The following is a 17,076-nucleotide window of genomic DNA, read 5'->3' on the forward strand; positions in this document are numbered from 1 at the left end:
TTCCGTATTCGCGGAAGGGGCAAAAATGGCACCACCGAACTCTGATGTCGGGGACGTCCAGCGCGGCGCCGGCCGTCCGCGCGACCCGCGCATCGAGCAGGCGGCCCTCGCCGCCGCGCGCGAGCTGCTGGTCGAGGTCGGCTACGCCCGCCTCACGGTCGCGGCCGTCGCCGGACGAGCAGGTACGACGAAAGCGGCCCTCTACCGCCGCTGGCCCTCGCTGCCCCACCTCGTCTACGAGGCCGCCTTCCCCGACGACCTCCTCAAGGACTGGCACCTCGGCGCCGACCTGCGCGCCGACCTCCTGGGCATCGTGGTGGGCACCCGCGACGCCTTCACGACGCCCGTCGCCGCGGCGGCCCTGCCCGGACTGCTGGCCGAGTTCTCCACCCACCCGGTCCTGCACAACGCGCTGCTCTCCCGGTTCGCCAGCGTCTTCGAGGCGATCGACGACCGGCTGCGCGACGCCGCGACCGCCGGCGAGGTCAAGGCCGAGGCGCGCTCGGAGGACCTACTCCGCCTGATGATCGGCGCCGCGCTGATCGGCGTCCTGCTCGGCCCCGAGACCCTCGACGACGCGTGGGCCGCCCGCATCACCGACATCCTCCTGGAAGGGATCCGCCCGTGACCGAGGCAACTGAAGCATTCCGCGAGCTCCTCGACACCCTGCGCGACCTCGACCGGGGCTTCCTCGAGGGCGATCGCGCCGTGACCGACGACCGGACCCTCGCCGACGGCTACCGCCAGATCCTCACCACCCTGGGCGTCGCTCTCGACACCTACCTCTTCGCCGAGCCGAGCCGGCCGCGGTTCGTCGACACCAACACGCCTTTCCGCCGCGACCGGCGCTGGGGCGGCGACAACACCGACTGCTACTACGCGCTCTGCCCGATCGACCCGACCCGGCGCTACCGGATCACCGGCAACCGCGGCGACAGCGTCTACTTCTCCGTCACCGCCTACAACGAGCCGTCCCCGGGCGCCTGGTCGGACAAGGTCGTCGCGATCGTGCGCGACACCGACGTCACCTACGACGCGGACGGCGGGTTCACCTTCGACCTCGGCCCGCTCCCCGAGGCTGCGGTGCTCCTCACCCGCGACTACCAGTCCGACCCCCTGACGGGTCGTCGGATCGAGTGGCAGATCGAGGCGCTCGAGGAGCCCGACCCGATCGCCCACGGCACCGCCGAGACGGCGGCCGGGCTGCGCGCCAGCGCCGCGTGGCTGCGCACGATGTTCGCGATCATCCCGCTCACGGTGGGCGTCCGCTCCGACGACGCCCACACGATCGGCCACGAGATCACCCAGCGCGCCAACGACTTCGGCGATCCCTATCAGGTGGCCGACGCCAACTTCGGGTGGTCGGCGCGCGACGCTGCCTACTCCTTCGGCAGCTTCGTGCTCGAGGACGACGAGGCCCTCGTGATCACCTACCGACCGCCGGCCTGTCGGTTCTGGAACTTCGTGGTCTGGAACCAGTTCATGGCCACCCACAACGCCGACGACGCCCGCTGCTCGGTCAACGGCACCCAGGCCGTGCCCAACGCCGACGGCACCGTGACGATCGTCGTGGCCCGGCGCCAGCTCGACCACCCCAACGCGGTCACCACCGTCGACTACCCCCGCGGCAACCTGGCCTTCCGCTGGTTCCTCCCCGACCAGGTGCCGGCCAAGCCGGACGTGCAGCTCGTCAAGATCGCCGACGCGCCGGCCGAGGTGTCCTGAGCCGACCGAGGGTCAGTGGGCGTGGTCGGCGGGGTGCAGCTGGGGTCCGGCCACGCCGCAGTGGCGGCACTCCTCGATGTGGAGACGGGCGCCGTCGACAGCGTCCGTCGGCTCGGCGGGGGCGGGCCGTCGTACGAAGGCGAAGGCGAGGGCCGCACCCGCGAGCAGCAGCGCAGCGCTGATCACCATCGAGGTCGCGAAGCCGTCGTCGAAGGCGGCTGGCCGGGTGTAGTCGTCCCCGCCGATCCCAGCGGCGACCGGGATGACCGCGACCGCGATCAGGCCGGCGGTGCGGGCGACCGCGTTGTTGATGCCTGAGGCGATCCCGGCGTGGTGGTCGTCAGCCGAGTCGAGCACCGTAGCCGTGAGCGGGGCGACCAGGAGCGAGAGCCCGGCGCCGAAGAGGACGACGGGCGGGAGCACGTCGACGACGTACGACGCCTCCTCACCGACCTGCCCCATCCAGAGCACCCCGGCCGCCGCCAGCAACGGACCGAGGGTCATCGGGAGCCGCGGGCCGATGCGCTGCGCGAGCGCGCCCGCGCGCGACGAGAAGAGCAGCATCAGCACGGTCACCGGCAGCATCGCCGACCCCGCCACCAGCGGTGACCATCCGGCGACCACCTGCAGCTGCAGCACGAGGAGCACGAAGATCACGCCGAGCGCGGCGTAGACCAGGAAGGTCACCGCGTTGGCTGCGCTGAACTGCGCGTTGCGGAAGAGCCCCAAGGGCACGAGCGGGTGGGACGACCGCGCCTCCACGACGACGAAGCCGATCAGGCACGCGGCACCCGCGGCCGCTGCCCAGGGCACCGAACCGTGGAAGCCGATGTCGCCGGCCTTGGTGAGCGCGAAGGTGAGCGCCGCGAGGCCGCTCGCCGCGAGCGCCGTGCCGACCAGGTCGATGCGGTCGGCCGCGGACGTGTCCCGGCTCTCCGGCACGTGCCGGAGGGCGACCAGCACGATCGCGATCGCGACCGGGACGTTGACGAGGAAGACGAGCCGCCAGTGCCACTCGACCAGCCAGCCGCCCACCAGCGGACCGATCGCGGCGGCGATCCCACCGAGCCCGGACCAGGCGCCGACCGCCGCGCCGCGATCGTCGGGATGGAAGGAGGCGGCGATGATCGCGAGGCTCCCGGGGGTGAGCAGGGCCCCGCCGACGCCTTGGAGGGCGCGGGCCGCGATGAGGGCGCCGGCCGAGGGCGCGATGCCGCACAGCAACGACGCGACGGCGAACCACACGACGCCGACGAGGAAGATGCGGCGCCGACCGAAGCGGTCGCCCAGCGAGCCACCGAGCAGGATCAGCGCAGCGAGCGTCAGCGTGTAGGCGTTGATCGTCCACTGCAGTGCGGAGAAGCCCGCGTCGAGGTCGTCCCCGATGCGTCCCAGCGCGACGTTGACGACCGTCGCATCGAGCATCGCCAGGCCGGAGCCCAGCACCGTTGTGAGCAGCACCCACCGGCCTCGCGGGCTGCCCATCCGGAGCAGCCCGTCGTCGGCGGGCGCGGAACTCATGCGAGCGTCACTCGGCGACGATCTCGATCCGCTGGAACTCCTTGAGCTCCGTGTAGCCGGTCGTGGCCATGGCCCGCTTGAGGGCCCCGACCATGTTCATGGTGCCGTCGGCGACCCGGCTGGGCCCGAAGAGGATCTCCTCGATCGTGCCGATCTGCTCGAACTGCACCCGTTGACCGCGCGGCAGCTCGTGGTGGTGCGCCTCGGCGCCCCAGTGGAACCCGTGGCCCGGCGCGTCGGTGGCGCGCGCGAAGGGCGAGCCGACCATCACGGCGTCGGCGCCGCAGGCAACGGCCTTGGCGATGTCGCCCGAGCGCCCGATGGAGCCGTCGGCGATGACGTGGACGTAACGGCCACCCGACTCGTCGAGGTAGTCGCGGCGCGCGGCGGCGACGTCGGCCACCGCGGAGGCCATCGGTACGGCAACGCCCAGGACGGTGCGCGTCGTGTGGGCGGCTCCGCCGCCGAAGCCGACGAGGACACCGGCGGCGCCGGTGCGCATCAGGTGCAGCGCGGCCTGGTGGGTCGCGCAGCCGCCGACGATGACCGGCACGTCGAGCTCGTAGATGAACTCCTTGAGGTTGAGCGGCTCCGCCTGGCTCGAGACGTGCTCGGCGGAGACCGTCGTGCCGCGGATGACGAAGAGGTCGACGCCGGCGTCGGTGACGACCTTCGCGAACTCCTTGGTGCGCTGCGGCGACAGCGAGCCGGCGACGGTGACACCGGCAGCGCGCACCTCGCGCAGCCGCTCGGTGATCAGTTCGGGCTTGATCGGCTCGGCGTAGATCTCCTGGAGCCGACGCGTGGCGGCGTCGCCCTGCAGGCCGGCGACCTCCTCCAGCAACGGCTCGGGGTCGGCGTAGCGGGTCCAGATGCCCTCGAGGTTGAGGACGCCCAGGCCGCCGTACTGACCGAACGCGATCGCGGTCGCCGGCGACATCACCGAGTCCATCGGCGCGGCGAGGATCGGCAGCGAGAAGCGGTAGGCGTCGATCTGCCAGTCGACGCTGACCTCCTCGGGGTCGCGCGTGCGCCGGGACGGCACGATCGCGATGTCGTCGAAGGAGTACGCGCGGCGGGCCCGCTTGGCCCGCCCGATCTCGATGTCGGTCACCGGCCGATTCTAGGGGTTACGGGATGTTGACCTGCGTATCGCCGGGATCGATCGTCGCGGTGTCCGCACCGTTGCCGCCGTTGGCGGTGTCGTTGCCGCCGATGCCGTCGACGGTGTCGAGCGTGTCGGCCGCCCCGTCGCCGAGGAGCAGGTCAGAACCGCCGCCGCCCGTGATGACGTCGGAGCCGCCCCAGCCGCGGAGGTAGTTGTCCGACACCGATCCCGTGATCGTGTCGTCGCCGAAGCCCCCGAAGGCGTTCTCCATCGCGATCAGCCAGTCGCCCTCGCCGGCCGCGCCGTCGTTGCTCGCGCCGTAGTTGAGGGTGAGGACCAGCGACGAGGCGCGCGACGCGTAGTCGATCGTGTCGATGCCGGGTCCACCGTTGTAGACGTCCCCGCTGTCGGGGGTGGTGGGCGGCATGAACACGTCGTTGCCGCCACCGCCGTTGACGTCGTCGGCGCCGGGGCCGTCGGTGATCAGGTCGATGCCGCCGTTGCCGAACAAGATGTCGTCGCCGGTCGTGCCGACGATCGTGTCGGCGCCTCCTCCACCGACCGCGTCCTCGATGCCGCTGATGCTGTCGCCCTCGCCGCCGGTGCCGTCGTCGGCCCCGCCCGCCAGCGTGATCGTCACCGGCTGCCCGCGCGAGCTGTAGAGGATCCGGTCCACGTCGGGACCACCGTCGTACTCGTCGCCGGAATCCGCGTTGGACGGTGCGACGAACGTGTCGTCGCCGTCGCCGCCGAAGACGTGGTCGGCACCGGGGAAGTCACGCAGCTTGTCGTTGCCACCCATGCCCAGCAGCACGTTGTCGAGGCTGCTGCCGGAGAGGAAGTCGTTGCCTTCGCTACCGGTGAGGTTCTCCACGGTCTGGAGCCGGTCGTGCTCACCGGGCGTTCCGTCGTCCGCTGCGCCGTTGAGCGTGAGCGACACCCCCGTCGACCGCAACGCGTAGGTCGCCAGGTCGGTGCCGACACCGCCGGCCAGGACGTCCGCGCCGTCGGCAGTGGCGGCCGCGACGAGCGTGTCGTCACCACCCTGCCCGTAGACCTTGTCGGTGCCCACCTGGCCGCTGATCTCGTCGTCGCCCTCGCCCGCGCAGATGGTGTCGTTGCCGTCGTCGCCGGTGATGGTGTCGTTGCCGCCGAGGCCAGCGATGACGTCGTCGCCCGGTGTGCCGACGAGCGTGTCCGCCTCCTCGGTGCCGATGATCGTCGGCAGCTTGCCGTCGCAGATCGGCGCCACGGTGAAGTCCAACGACCAGCCCGCGATCGAACCGGCGTCGGCGCCGTTGTCGTCAGCGACGTAGAGCTTCCAGGTCCCGTTGGGATCGACGCCGTCGAAGTTGGAGAGGGCCACCGTCCCTGAGGGAAGCGGCGGGCCGAACGGGAAGGAGTCGGCGCTGCCGGCGGCCTCTGTCGGCTGGTAGGTGCCCGCGACGATCGGCGAGGGCACCGTCGTCGCCGCTTCGTCGTCGAAGCGCAGGTCGACGTCGGTGATGCCGTCGCCACCGCCGGTGTCGGACAGGATCACCGTGTTGGTGAAGCCGTTGGGCGCCACGAGCATGGCGTCGATGTCACCGGGGAACGTGTGCTCGACGCCGTCGAGGCTGAGGTCGAGGTCGATCACGACATATCCGTCAGGGAAGGTGGCGTCGATGGTGCTCGGATAGGGACCTGCGGGGCCCGCCGTACCCGTCGCCGGTACGGCGATCCCGTCGCCGTTGGTGAGCCCCACCGGCGCCCCGGCCGCGTGCGGCATCGCCTCCACGGGGTCACCGACCCCGACAGCGAACGCGACCGCCGCGCCCAGGGCCGCAACCCCTCCCAGGATGCGCCGTGCCCTCGTCGTCATGTTCTGAACTCCCCCCTCGCCCGCGCCGACGACGGCTACGGGATGCTGATCAAGATGTCACCCGGATCGATGTTGGCAGTATCGGCCCCCAGGCCTCCGTTGGCGGTGTCGTTGCCGCCGACACCGTCGACCGTGTTGAGGGCATCGGACGCGTCGTCACCAAACAGCTGGTCGGCGCCGCCGAAGCCCTTGATCACGTCGGAACCTCCTCCGCCGCGGAGCACGTTGTCGGCAGGAGAACCGTTGAGCGTGTCCCCTGTCGTGCCGCCGAAGGCGTTCTCGATCGCGATCAGCCAGTCACCCTCGCCCACGGCCCCGTCGTCACTGGTGCCGCTGCCCAGCGTGAGCACGATCTGGACGTTGCGGGCGGAGTAGTTGATCGTGTCGGTCCCCGGACCACCGTTGAAGGTGTCCCCGTTGTCGACTGTGACCGCCTGGACGAACGTGTCGTTGCCGCCACCGCCGTTGACGTCGTCGGCGCCCGGTCCGTCGGTGATCGTGTCGCCGGCGCCCCCGCCCAACAGGGTGTTGGGACCGGCCGTGCCCACGATCGTGTCGGCCTTGCCTCCGCCGGTCGCGTCCTCGATGCCGATGAGGTCGTCGGCCTCGCCCGCGCTGCCGTCGTCGGCTGCGCCGGCGAGGGTGATGTTCACCGACTGCGCGCGCGAGTTGTAGAGGACCTTGTCGGTGTCGGCGCCACCGTTGTAGTCATCGGCCGAGTCCGGGTTGGAAGGTGCGACGAAGGTGTCGTCGCCGGCACCGCCGAAGACCTGGTCCACGCCAGGGAAGTCGCGGAGCTTGTCGGCGCCACCCTTGCCGAGCAGCTCGTTGGCGAGGCTGTTACCGGAGACGAAATCGTCGTCCTCGCCGCCCGTCAGGTTCTCCACCGTCTGGATCCGGTCGTGTTCGCCCGTGGCGCCGTCGTCGGCGGCACCGTTCAGGGTGAGCGAGACCGGCGCCGACCGAGCGGCGTACGACGCCAGGTCGATGCCTGCTCCGCCGACCATCAGGTCGGCGGCGTCGGCCACGGCAGGCGCGATGAAGGCGTCGTCGCCGTTCTGGCCGAACGCCTTGTCGGCGCCGAGCTGGGCGCGGATCTCGTCGCTCCCCTCGCCGCCACAGATCGTGTCGTTGCCGTCGTCGCCACTGATGACGTCGTTGCCGCCCAGGCCGGCGATGACGTCGTCGCCCGACGTCCCGGTCAGCGTGTCCGACGCCTCCGTGCCCACGATCGTCGGCAGCTTGCCGTCGCACAACGGTGCCGCGGTGATATCCATCGACCAGCTCGAGATGGAGCCCGCGTCACCGCCGGCATCGTCGTTGACGTAGAGCTTCCAGTCACCGTCGGGACTGATGCCGTCGAAGTTGGAGAGCGCGACCGTCCCCGACGGAGCAGGCGGTCCGGCCGGGAACGTGTCGGGGCTAGCGGCGGTCTCGGTCGGCTTGTAGGTCCCCCCGACGATGGGAGTGGGCACGGTCGCCGGAGCCTCGTCGTCGAAGCTCAGCGCGACGTTGCTGATGTCGGTGGTACTCCCGGTGTCGGAGAGGATCAGCGAGTTGGTGGTGCCGTCAGGCGCCACCAGCATCGCGTCGATGTCGCCCGGGAAGGTGTGGGTCACTCCGTCGAGCCTGACGTTGAGGTCCGTCACGACGTAGCCGTCCGGGAACTCGGCGTCGATCGTGCTCGGGTAGGGGTTGGCCGCACCCGACGTGCCCACTCCCGGGACCGCGATGTCGGTGCTGTTGGTGAGCCCGCAGTCCATGACCCCGTCGGAGGGCGCCGGCAGACAATTGCCGGTGCCGGGCTCACTGCGATCACCGCCGGTGAGGGCCTCAGCAGTGACCCGGATCGACGCGATGCCGGTCTGCTGGATGCCCAGCAGGAGGCGTACGTCGACCGACGCACCGTTGGCGAGCGGGGTCGCGAGCGTGATCGTGCCGGCCGAGAGGCTGGAGTTGAAGCCTCCGCCGTTGGGCTGGCCCGGTGGCTGCTCGAGGGTGGTGCCGTTGACCGTCACGTTGCTCGTACCCGAGCCGCACGGCGCCCGGTCGACGGTCACCACGACAGCGGTCGAGGTGCGCGGGCGCAGGTCGGAGGTGCCCGACGGAGCCGGGAAGGTCCGGATGTCGTCGACCCGCAGCCGCAGCCGGGTCACGTTGCCGCCGGTGTTGTTGGTGATCGTGCGCCGGATGTCGGTGGTGCCGAAGGTGGAGTTGTTCGCCGGGTCGGAGGTGAAGTCGCGCACCGCGTTGGGCGGCGACGTCGCGGACACGCAGGGGTCGAGCAGACCGACGTCGAGCTTGCCGTTGGGCGTCGGCGACGACAGGTTGGCCGGGCCCGGCGCGCCCAGCCGCTGCCCGGCACCGGCCGAGGTGCCGTTGGTGTCGACGAACACGAAGTCGACCGCATTGTTCTCGGTGTCCTGGGGGATCCCCGGGGTGTTGCTCGAGGGCGTGTTGCTGGTGATCGACGGGGTCGAGAGGTTGCGGTAGAAGCTGTAGTCGATCGAGAACGGCACCAGAGCGGGATAGCCGGTGCCCTCCTTGTAGAGGACGTTGGCCTCCGAGGTGCTGCCGACCGCGTCGAGCCGGTTGGCGAGAGTGAAATTGGCGGCGACGCTGGTGTTGAAGAGCGCGATGCCGGCGTTGTCGGGGATGTCGGTCGTGTATGTCGCGTCGCCGGTCGCGGTGGTGCCGTTGCCCGCCGGATAGCTCGCCAGCGAGTAGCCGACCGAGTTGACGCACAGGTAGGAGCCCCAGGCGGGGATCACTACGCCGTTGGGGACCACGCAGCGCGCGACCCCGTTGGACGCGGCTAGCGCGTATCCGGTGCCGCCGCCCGCGACCGTGTGGTCCGTGCTGGCGATGTTGGTGATCTCGATGAACTCGTCGTTGGCACCGTTGGGACCGCGCACCCGGAACTCCGAGATGACCAGCGGCCGGCTCGGGTCGACCAGGGTGTGCCCCGGCTTGTCCTTGACCGTGACGTGAGCCGGCGCAGCGCTCCCTGATGGGGCCTGCTGGAGCCCCAGGGTGAGCGCGGCCGCGAGGGCTGCGCCCCCGGCAGACAAGCGGCGAGCACGAGACGTCATCGCGAACCTTCTTCAGTTGACCCGAGAGAGGTCGGCGCGACGGGACAGGCTCCCGCAGCGCCTGTGGCGCCGACACGTTAGTGCCAGGACCCCTCGGGCGCAGACGAATCCACCGATTCTTCGGCGAACTTCAGATCGGCAGCCTCACCCGATGTCGAAGACGTTTTTCAGACCCGCCTTGTAGAGGAGCTTGTCGGCGGCCTTCAGGGCCTCCCACTCCGGCGGGCGATACATCGTGAAGATCGGCGCAGGCGTGCCGCCGACACCCGACTCGGCCAGGATCGCGTTAGCGGCCTGGCGACCGGACTCGTTGGCGCCCTCCATCGTCGCGAGGTCGATGTTGGTGCGGCAGTAGTCGCCGGCGAGGAACAGGTTCGGGATCTTCGTGCGAGCCGTTGGCCGCAGCTCCCACGAGTTGACCGTGTTGATGAGCAGCGGCTCGTCGTTGGTGTTGGCCCGGCGGACGGGGTCCCACTTGATGCCGGGATCGAGGTGCCACGAGTGCAGGATGTCGTCGGGCAGCACCGACTTGCCCGTGTCCTCCAGCGCCGCCTTCATCTGGGCCCACGTCTCGGCCATCACCTCGGCCCGCGTGCACTCCTTGGCCGGCTTGCCGTAGAGGATGCCCGGCACCGTCCAGTCGGAGATGTCGACTGAGAGGCAGTCGACGGCCGCACCATCGCCATAGGTCTCGGCGAAGTTGTTGGTCCAGTGGCTCCCCTGGAGGATGCCGGTCAGCGACCACGGTGAGTCCATGAAGGCGAGGTGGCCGTCGGTGATCTGGGCGGGACGCTTCAGGTAGAACTGGATGCCGTTCATCCAGTCGGTGACCAGGTTGCGCAGACCGGCGAAGCTCGGGTCGGCCCTCACCAGCGCCGGCGTGAGCAGCTTGGTGAACCGTTCGACGGGCATCGCGGAGACGAACCAGTCGGCGTCGATCGTCGTCGGGCCGGCCGGGGTCGTCGCGCGGGCGGCGACGATCTTGCCGCGGGAGATGGTGAGCCCGGTGATCGTCGTCGCGGTCTGGAACCGGACACCCAGCCCCTCGAGGTGGTCGACCCACGGGTCGATCCACACCTCGTTGGTGGGACCGTTGAGGATCTCGTCGGCCGACCGGCCGTTGGTCCCGAGTCCGGCGAAGGAGTAGAGGAACGCCTCGGCCATGTTGCCGATCGTGCGGGTGCTGGCGATCTCCTCCTTGGCAGCCACGAGTGCGCGGGTCAGGCCGCGCGCGGCGACCGTCTGATATTCGCTGTTGCGCTTGGCGGCGCGGACGAAGTCCCACCACGAGGTGCTCTCCCACTGACCGAAGCGGCGCTCGTCGCAGCTGGAGAGGAAGACGATGAGGCGGGTGGCGAAGTAGGCGGCGTCGGTGGGCTTGATCATCGAACCGCCGACGAGCTCGTCGACGATGAGCCGCTTCAACGCATCGGGAGTCGCGAGGTCGCGGGGGTCAGGGATGAGGCCGAAGAGGTTCTGGTCGTTGCGGCCGCCGGAGCGCGGGAACAGCGGGATCCCAGCGCCGACCAGGTTGTCGGCGACACCGTTCTTGTTGGTGCCGAACGGGATCCGCGACATCGTCTCGGGGATGTGGGTGTAGAAGCCCGGGAAGAAGCGGAAGCCGTGCTCGCCCGGGAGGTCACGCCGCCCACCCGCAGCCGTGCCCTTCACCGGGATGCTGCGGGCCTTGCCGCCGATCGAGTTGCGCTCGTAGACGGTGACCTCGAAGCCGCGCTGCGCGAGCTCGTGGGCAGCCGACAGCCCGGCCATGCCCGCACCGAGGATCGCCACCCGCTTCTTGGTGACGGCCAACGCGGGCGAGGTCGGCCCCGTCGCCATCGTGGTCGCTGCAGCTGCGACCCCCGCTCCCTGCAGCACGCTCCGCCGCGACACCGATGCCATGAGCTCCACCTCTCCTAACCGACACTCCTGTCGGTTAACGCGGAGTCTGGCCGAAGGTCACGCCAGCGTCAACAGGCGATCAAGGAACTGCGTGGCCGGTTGACAACCGGTCCGGCGATCGCTTCGGTAGGCCGATGCCCGCGCACCCCGACGCCCTCGACGAGCGCACCCCGCGCCGTCGGCTGCGGGGCAGCGAACGGCGAGCGCGCATCGAAGCGGCAGCGCTGGTCGCCTTCGCCCACCGCGGCTACGACGCCACGTCGCTCGGGGAGGTCGCGGCCGCCGCGGGTGTCGCCCGCACGGTCATGTATGACCACTTCCCCGACAAACGTGCGCTTTTCCTCAGCGTGATGGCGAGCCAGCAGGAGCTGATGCTGAGGGAGATCGCCGGTGGCATCACCAGCGAGGGCGATCCCCGCTCCCGGGTGCGGGCCACCGTGGCGGCCTACCTCGCCTTCACCCAGGACCACCCGGCAACCCGGCGGCTGCTCCTCGCCCCGATCCCGTCGGGCGACAGCGAGCTCGACGAGGTCGTCCAGGGCTACCTCTCCGCGCGCTCCGACGCGATCGGGATGTTGCTGTCGGCCGACCTGACCCGCGCCGGTGTCGACCTCGCCTCCGTCAGCTTCCCCGTCATCGTCGCGCTCGTCAGCGGTGCGGTCGACGGGGTCGCCCAGTGGTGGGCCATCAACCCCGACGTCCCGCTCGACGACGCCGTCGAGGCCGCGACCCGGTTGCTCTGGAACGGCCTCCCCCGCGCCGGCGAGGCCTAGGCTGCCGCCATGGCGCAGCTGCCCCACCATCTTGCGCCGCTCGTCTCGGGCCGGCCGCACCTCGACGTCATCGGGATGGCCGACCCGTGGCCGTTGCCCGACGGCTGGCTCGAGGAGACCCAGCAGCGGATCCGCGAGCTCGTCGAGGGCTACCGGCCGGCGTGGGACACCGGCGACCAGGGCGCCGACTGGCGATCCGACGCCCCGACCGGGACCTTCTTGACCTGGGCGATGCTCAGCTATCTGCCCAGCGCACTGCCGGTCTGGGCGGGCAGCTATCCCTTCCTCGGCGACACCCTTCTCAAGCCCTGGCTGCCCGACAGCTACGCCACCCCGACCGGCCGGTTCAGCGCCTTCACCAACGGCACCGACCTCTGGTTCCTCAACGTGGTCAAGCGGGCGATGGCCACGCAGGACACCACGGCCGTGAGCGACGCGCTGCGCTTCACCCGCGACCTGGCCCTGCTGTTCGCCGACGTCCCCGTCTTCGGTCAGCGACCGGTCACCCTCGCCGCGGTGATCGACCGCGTCCTCGCCGATCCTGCCTTGGTCGAGGCGCACCTGCGCTACCCCACTGCGGTCGCTGCTTGGCGCGACCTCCTCGACGCCGAGGACCTCAGCCAATGGCCCGAGGCCGAGGGCTGGCGTGGCCTGCTCGCCTGGGCGCTGGCGGGATTCGATGCCGCCCACGCCCGGCTCTCCGCGGCGCTCGGCGCCGACCTCGGCACCGCCGACGACGCGATCGCTGCGATGGCGGCGACCAACGGCGCGTCCCTGCCCGAGGCCTTCGCCGTCGCCACCACCGAGGAACGTGCGCGGTCGGTCACCCAGACGATCCATCAGCTCACGAGCAGCTCCCACGACGCCGCCGACTGGCGCCGACGCCACCGGGCCTGGCTTCGGCGCGGTCTGCGCAGCGGCGAGCAGGACGCGGCCCGGCTGTGGGTGGCGACCAGCTGGCAGGTCTCCTACCTCTGCGCCTGGTTGTCGGACTCCACCAAGAGCTCCAGCTGTCCGGACCTCCTCGGCTTCGTCTCCGACGTCGAGGAGCTCTTCGACCCGATGGAACCTATCCGCAACACGCACGCGGACCGGCTCGGGTCCCTACCGCCACCGACCGCTGGTGGGGCCGCGCTGGCAGAGGCCGGCGGCACGAGTGGGGGCGTGGCCGGGCCGGGCGTCGTCGTACAACCGGACGAGGGTGACCCGATGGCCGACCTCGACCGGCTGATCGGTCTCGAGGCCGCCAAGCAGCAGGTGCGCGGCCTGGTCGCTGAGCGCCGGGCCGAGGCGTTGCGTCGCGAGGCGGGCATGCCGGCCGCGGACCGGTCACACCACCTGGTGTTCGTCGGCAACCCCGGCACGGCGAAGACGACCGTGGCCCGGATCGTCGCGCGGATCTACCACGACCTCGGCCTCCTGAGCGAGGGCCACCTCGTCGAGGTCGGACGCGCGGATCTGATTGCTGAATACATCGGCCAGACCGCACCTCGGGTCACCGAGGTGGTCGACCGTGCGACCGGAGGCGTGCTCTTCATCGACGAGGCGTATGCGCTGGTCCCCCGCGACAGCGCGCGCGACTTCGGCCACGAGGCGGTCGCGACCCTGCTCAAGCTGATGGAGGACCGGCGCGACGACCTGATCGTCGTCGCCGCGGGCTATCCGGCCGAGATGGCGAGCTTCCTCGACTCCAACCCCGGCCTCCGGTCCCGCTTCCCGACGGTCATCTCGTTCCCCGACTACGACACCGACGAGCTGACGCGGATCTTCTCGCTCCTCCTCGCCACCGCGGGGTTCACCGCCGGCCCCGGACTCCTCGAGTCGTTCGCCGCCCTCGTGCCGTCGCCCCGACCGGCCGGTTTCGGCAACGGTCGCTGGGCACGCAACGTCTTCGAGGACGCCGTGACCCGGCAGGCGCTGCGCATCACCGCCGACGGGGCGCGGCCCACGTCTGAGGACGTGCGGACCCTGCTCGTCGGGGACCTGCCGTCCGCTCCCCCGCCGTCGACGCCGACGGGGACCGGCCTCTACCTCTGAGCGACCTCTGCGCGTCCGGTCAGGAGCCGTGGTAGTTGGGCGCCTCGACGGTCATCTGGACGTCGTGGGGGTGGCTCTCCTTGAGCGAGGCCGAGGTGATCCGGATGAACCGGCCCTTGTCCTGGAGCTCGGGGATGGTCCGCGCGCCGACGTAGAACATCGACTGGTTGAGCCCGCCGAGCAGCTGGTGGGCGACCGCGCTGAGCGGACCGCGGTAGGCGACCTGGCCCTCGACGCCCTCGGGGACGATCTTGTCGTCGCTGATGACCTCGGCCTGGAAGTAGCGGTCCTTCGAGTAGGACTTCTTGCCGCGCGAGGACATCGCCCCGAGCGACCCCATGCCGCGGTAGGCCTTGAACTGCTTGCCCTGCACGAAGATCACCTCGCCCGGCGACTCCTCGCAACCGGCCAGCATCGAGCCGATCATCACCGACTCCGCGCCCGCGACGATCGCCTTGGCGATGTCGCCGGACTGCTGCAGGCCGCCGTCAGCGATGACAGGTACGCCGGCGGGACGCGCCGCGAGCGACGCCTCGTAGACCGCGGTGACCTGCGGGACACCGCAGCCGGTGACGACCCGGGTGGTGCAGATCGAGCCCGGACCGAAGCCGACCTTGACCGCGTCGGCGCCGGCGTCGACGAACGCCTGGGCACCCTCGCGAGTCGCGACGTTGCCGCCGATGACCTGCACGTGCTTGGTCGCCGGGTCGGTCTTGAGGCGACGGACCATGTCGAGGAGGAGCGTGACGTGGCCGTGGGCGGTGTCGGCCACGAGCACATCGACGCCGGCATCGATCAGGCCGGTGGCGCGCTCCCACGCGTCACCGAAGTAGCCGATGGCGGCGCCGACCATGAGTCGACCCTGGCCGTCCTTCGACGCGTCGGGGAACTGCTCGGACTTCACGAAGTCCTTGACGGTGATGAGGCCGCCGAGCCGCCCGTCGGAGTCGACCAGCGGGAGCCGCTCGCGCTTGTGCCTGCGCAGCAGCGTGGTGGCCTCCTCGCGGCTGATCCCGACGTGGCCCGTCACGAGCGGCATCGGCGTCATGACCTCGTCGACCTTGGTGGTGGCCCACTCGGCGACGGGGGTGAAGCGCAGGTCGCGGTTGGTGCAGATGCCGAGCAGCCGGTTGTCGGTGTCGACGACCGGGAGGCCGGAAACGCGGTATTCGCCGCAGATCCGGTCGAGCTCCTCGAGCGTCGCGTCGGGGCCGATCGTGACCGGGTTGGAGATGATGCCGGTCTGCGTGCGCTTGACCAGGTCGACCTGGTAGGCCTGCTCCTCGGCGGACAGGTTGCGGTGGAGGATGCCGATGCCACCCTGGCGGGCCATCGCGATCGCCATCCGCGACTCGGTGACGGTGTCCATCGCGGCACTGATGAGCGGCGCCTTGATGCTGATCTCACGCGTGAGCCGCGTGGTCGTGTCGATCTCGTCCGGCGCCAGGTCCGAATGGCCCGGCAGCAGCAGTACGTCGTCGTAGGTGAGCCCCAGAGGTGCGAACTTTGCGGGAACTTCGGTCGCCTCCATGACGGAATCCTACGTGTCGCCTTGTCTGCGCGGCGAACCGGGACAGACTGGGGCGGTGACCCTCCCCGCGACCTCGGGCCTGCCCCCGCACGTCCTGGTCCTCTTCGGCGCGACCGGCGACCTCGCGGCCCGCAAGCTCTTCCCCGGCCTCTACCGGCTGGCGATGGACGGCCGGCTTCCCCCGCACCTGGCGGTGATCGGCAGCGGCCGGCGCTCGCCGGGGACCGAAGAGGAGTTCCGCACCCACGTCCGGTCGGCGCTGGCGGAGTTCGTCGGCGAGGTCGACGACGCCGTCGCGGGACCGCTGATCGAGCGCATCACCTTCGTCACCTCGTCGGCCGACGACGGCACTGCGCTCGCCGACGCCGTGCGCACGGCCGAGGACCGGCTCCTGGCGGAAGCGGGATGCCTACTGTCCGACGTACGACGGCTCCTCTACCTCTCCGTCCCACCCGGCGCCGTCCAGGGCATGGTCGAGATGCTGGCCAAGGAGGACCTCGTCGACCGGTCCCGCCTCGTCGCGGAGAAGCCGTTCGGCACCGACCTGGCCACGGCCCGGGCGCTCGACGTCGTGCTGCGCAACGCCTTCGAGGAGGACCAGATCTTCCGGATCGACCACTTCCTCGGCAAGGAGGCGGTGCAGAACATCCTCGCCCTGCGGTTCGCCAATGGCCTCTTCGAGCCGGCCTGGAACCGGCACACCATCGAGTCGGTGCAGATCGATGTGCCGGAGAAGCTGACCGTCGAGGGGCGCGGCAGCTTCTACGAAGGCACCGGCTGCCTGCGTGACATGGTCACGACCCACCTGTGCCAGCTCCTCGGCTTCGTCGCTCTCGAGGACCCGCACGCCTTCCGCGAGTCGGCGATCCGCGCGGCCAAGGCGGCCGTCTTCGCGGCGGTGAGACCGCTCGACCCCGAGCGCGTCGTCTTCGGTCAGTACGACGGCTACCGCGACGAACGTGACGTCGCGACGGACTCCGACGTCGAGACGCTCGTCGCCATCGAGATGTGGATCGACAACGACCGGTGGCGCGACGTGCCGTTCTACCTGCGCACCGGGAAGGCCATGGCCGACGGGCGTCGCACCATCACGATCCGCTTCAACGACCCGCGCCACCGCTGGCTCAAGCCCGCCCACGGCGGCCGGCCCGAGCCCAACGAGCTGGTCATCGAGCTCGCCGACCAGCCTCGGATCGCGATCGACGTGCGCGCCAAGCGCCCCGGTCCTGACATGGACATCGTCGAGGGCGTGTTCCGCCTCGACCTGGTGTGCGACGCCCCCGACTCCGATCCGCTCGAGGCCTACGAGCGGTTGATCCTCGACGTGATGAAGGGCGACCGCACGCTCTTCATCAGCTCCGGCGAGGTCGAGCGGCTCTGGGAGATCTGCCAGCCCGTGCTCGACCGGAGGCCGTCGATCCAGACCTACGCGCAGGGATCCTGGGGACCGCAGGACGCGATCGAACTACCGATCGGTGGTTGGCGGCTGGGCAACCACCCGCCTGACCGCTCGCTCACCTCGTGAG

11 protein-coding genes are annotated in these 17,076 nt (G+C 70.6%); 5 read left to right on the forward strand and 6 right to left on the reverse strand.

The features are described from left to right. The first annotated feature begins 25 nt into the window (after window positions 1–25). Entirely contained in the window at window positions 26–628 is a 603-nt protein-coding gene (locus F0U44_RS02930; RefSeq protein ID WP_188113292.1) for a TetR/AcrR family transcriptional regulator, read from the forward strand. After that, complete coding sequence (locus tag F0U44_RS02935; RefSeq protein WP_149726742.1) at window positions 625–1,725, forward strand: DUF1214 domain-containing protein; 1,101 nt, start codon at window positions 625–627, stop codon at window positions 1,723–1,725. The genes F0U44_RS02930 and F0U44_RS02935 overlap by 4 nt, the downstream gene beginning before the upstream one ends. Before the next feature lie 12 nt (window positions 1,726–1,737). Here F0U44_RS02935 and F0U44_RS02940 read toward each other — a convergent pair whose 3' ends face one another. The 5 genes from F0U44_RS02940 to F0U44_RS02960 form a co-directional block, all read right to left on the reverse strand. Continuing rightward, the gene (locus F0U44_RS02940) at window positions 1,738–3,246 is read right to left on the reverse strand and encodes an MFS transporter (RefSeq protein ID WP_149726743.1); all 1,509 of its coding nucleotides are present in this window, start codon (window positions 3,244–3,246) and stop codon (window positions 1,738–1,740) included. Window positions 3,247–3,253: 7 nt separating this feature from the next. Then, window positions 3,254–4,360 carry a GuaB3 family IMP dehydrogenase-related protein gene (locus F0U44_RS02945; protein ID WP_149726744.1) on the reverse strand — a complete coding sequence of 369 codons (1,107 nt, stop codon included), beginning with the start codon at window positions 4,358–4,360 and terminating at the stop codon, window positions 3,254–3,256. Between the two features lie 16 nt (window positions 4,361–4,376). Further along, window positions 4,377–6,215: a calcium-binding protein gene (locus tag F0U44_RS02950; protein WP_149726745.1), complete on the reverse strand. Its 1,839-nt coding sequence runs from the start codon at window positions 6,213–6,215 to the stop codon at window positions 4,377–4,379. A 35-nt stretch (window positions 6,216–6,250) separates the two neighbouring features. Beyond that, a complete protein-coding gene (locus tag F0U44_RS02955; RefSeq protein WP_149726746.1) occupies window positions 6,251–9,307 on the reverse strand; it encodes a hypothetical protein in 3,057 nt (1,018 codons plus the stop codon). A 144-nt stretch (window positions 9,308–9,451) separates the two neighbouring features. Beyond that, entirely contained in the window at window positions 9,452–11,209 is a 1,758-nt protein-coding gene (locus tag F0U44_RS02960; protein WP_149726747.1) for a hydroxysqualene dehydroxylase, read from the reverse strand. Between the two features lie 134 nt (window positions 11,210–11,343). On the opposite strand from F0U44_RS02960, the gene F0U44_RS02965 reads away from it, so the two are divergent. Together F0U44_RS02965 and F0U44_RS02970 are read left to right on the forward strand one after the other, a co-directional pair. Continuing rightward, the gene (locus F0U44_RS02965; protein WP_149726748.1) at window positions 11,344–11,982 is read left to right on the forward strand and encodes a TetR/AcrR family transcriptional regulator; all 639 of its coding nucleotides are present in this window, start codon (window positions 11,344–11,346) and stop codon (window positions 11,980–11,982) included. Window positions 11,983–11,991: 9 nt separating this feature from the next. Beyond that, on the forward strand, window positions 11,992–14,019 hold the full coding sequence (locus F0U44_RS02970; RefSeq protein WP_149726749.1) for an AAA family ATPase: 2,028 nt from the start codon (window positions 11,992–11,994) through the stop codon (window positions 14,017–14,019). A gap of 19 nt (window positions 14,020–14,038) precedes the next feature. Here the strand turns inward: F0U44_RS02970 and guaB are convergent, their stop codons facing one another. Beyond that, window positions 14,039–15,550 (reverse strand): IMP dehydrogenase, encoded by a 1,512-nt coding sequence (guaB, locus tag F0U44_RS02975; protein WP_149726750.1) that lies wholly within the window; start codon window positions 15,548–15,550, stop codon window positions 14,039–14,041. A gap of 55 nt (window positions 15,551–15,605) precedes the next feature. Between guaB and zwf the strand changes: the two genes are divergently transcribed. Further along, the gene (gene zwf, locus F0U44_RS02980; RefSeq protein WP_246160256.1) at window positions 15,606–17,075 is read left to right on the forward strand and encodes a glucose-6-phosphate dehydrogenase; all 1,470 of its coding nucleotides are present in this window, start codon (window positions 15,606–15,608) and stop codon (window positions 17,073–17,075) included. Window position 17,076: the final 1 nt, after the last annotated feature.

It is taken from the genome of Nocardioides humilatus (assembly GCF_008373755.1).
Lineage (GTDB): Bacteria > Actinomycetota > Actinomycetes > Propionibacteriales > Nocardioidaceae > Nocardioides > Nocardioides humilatus.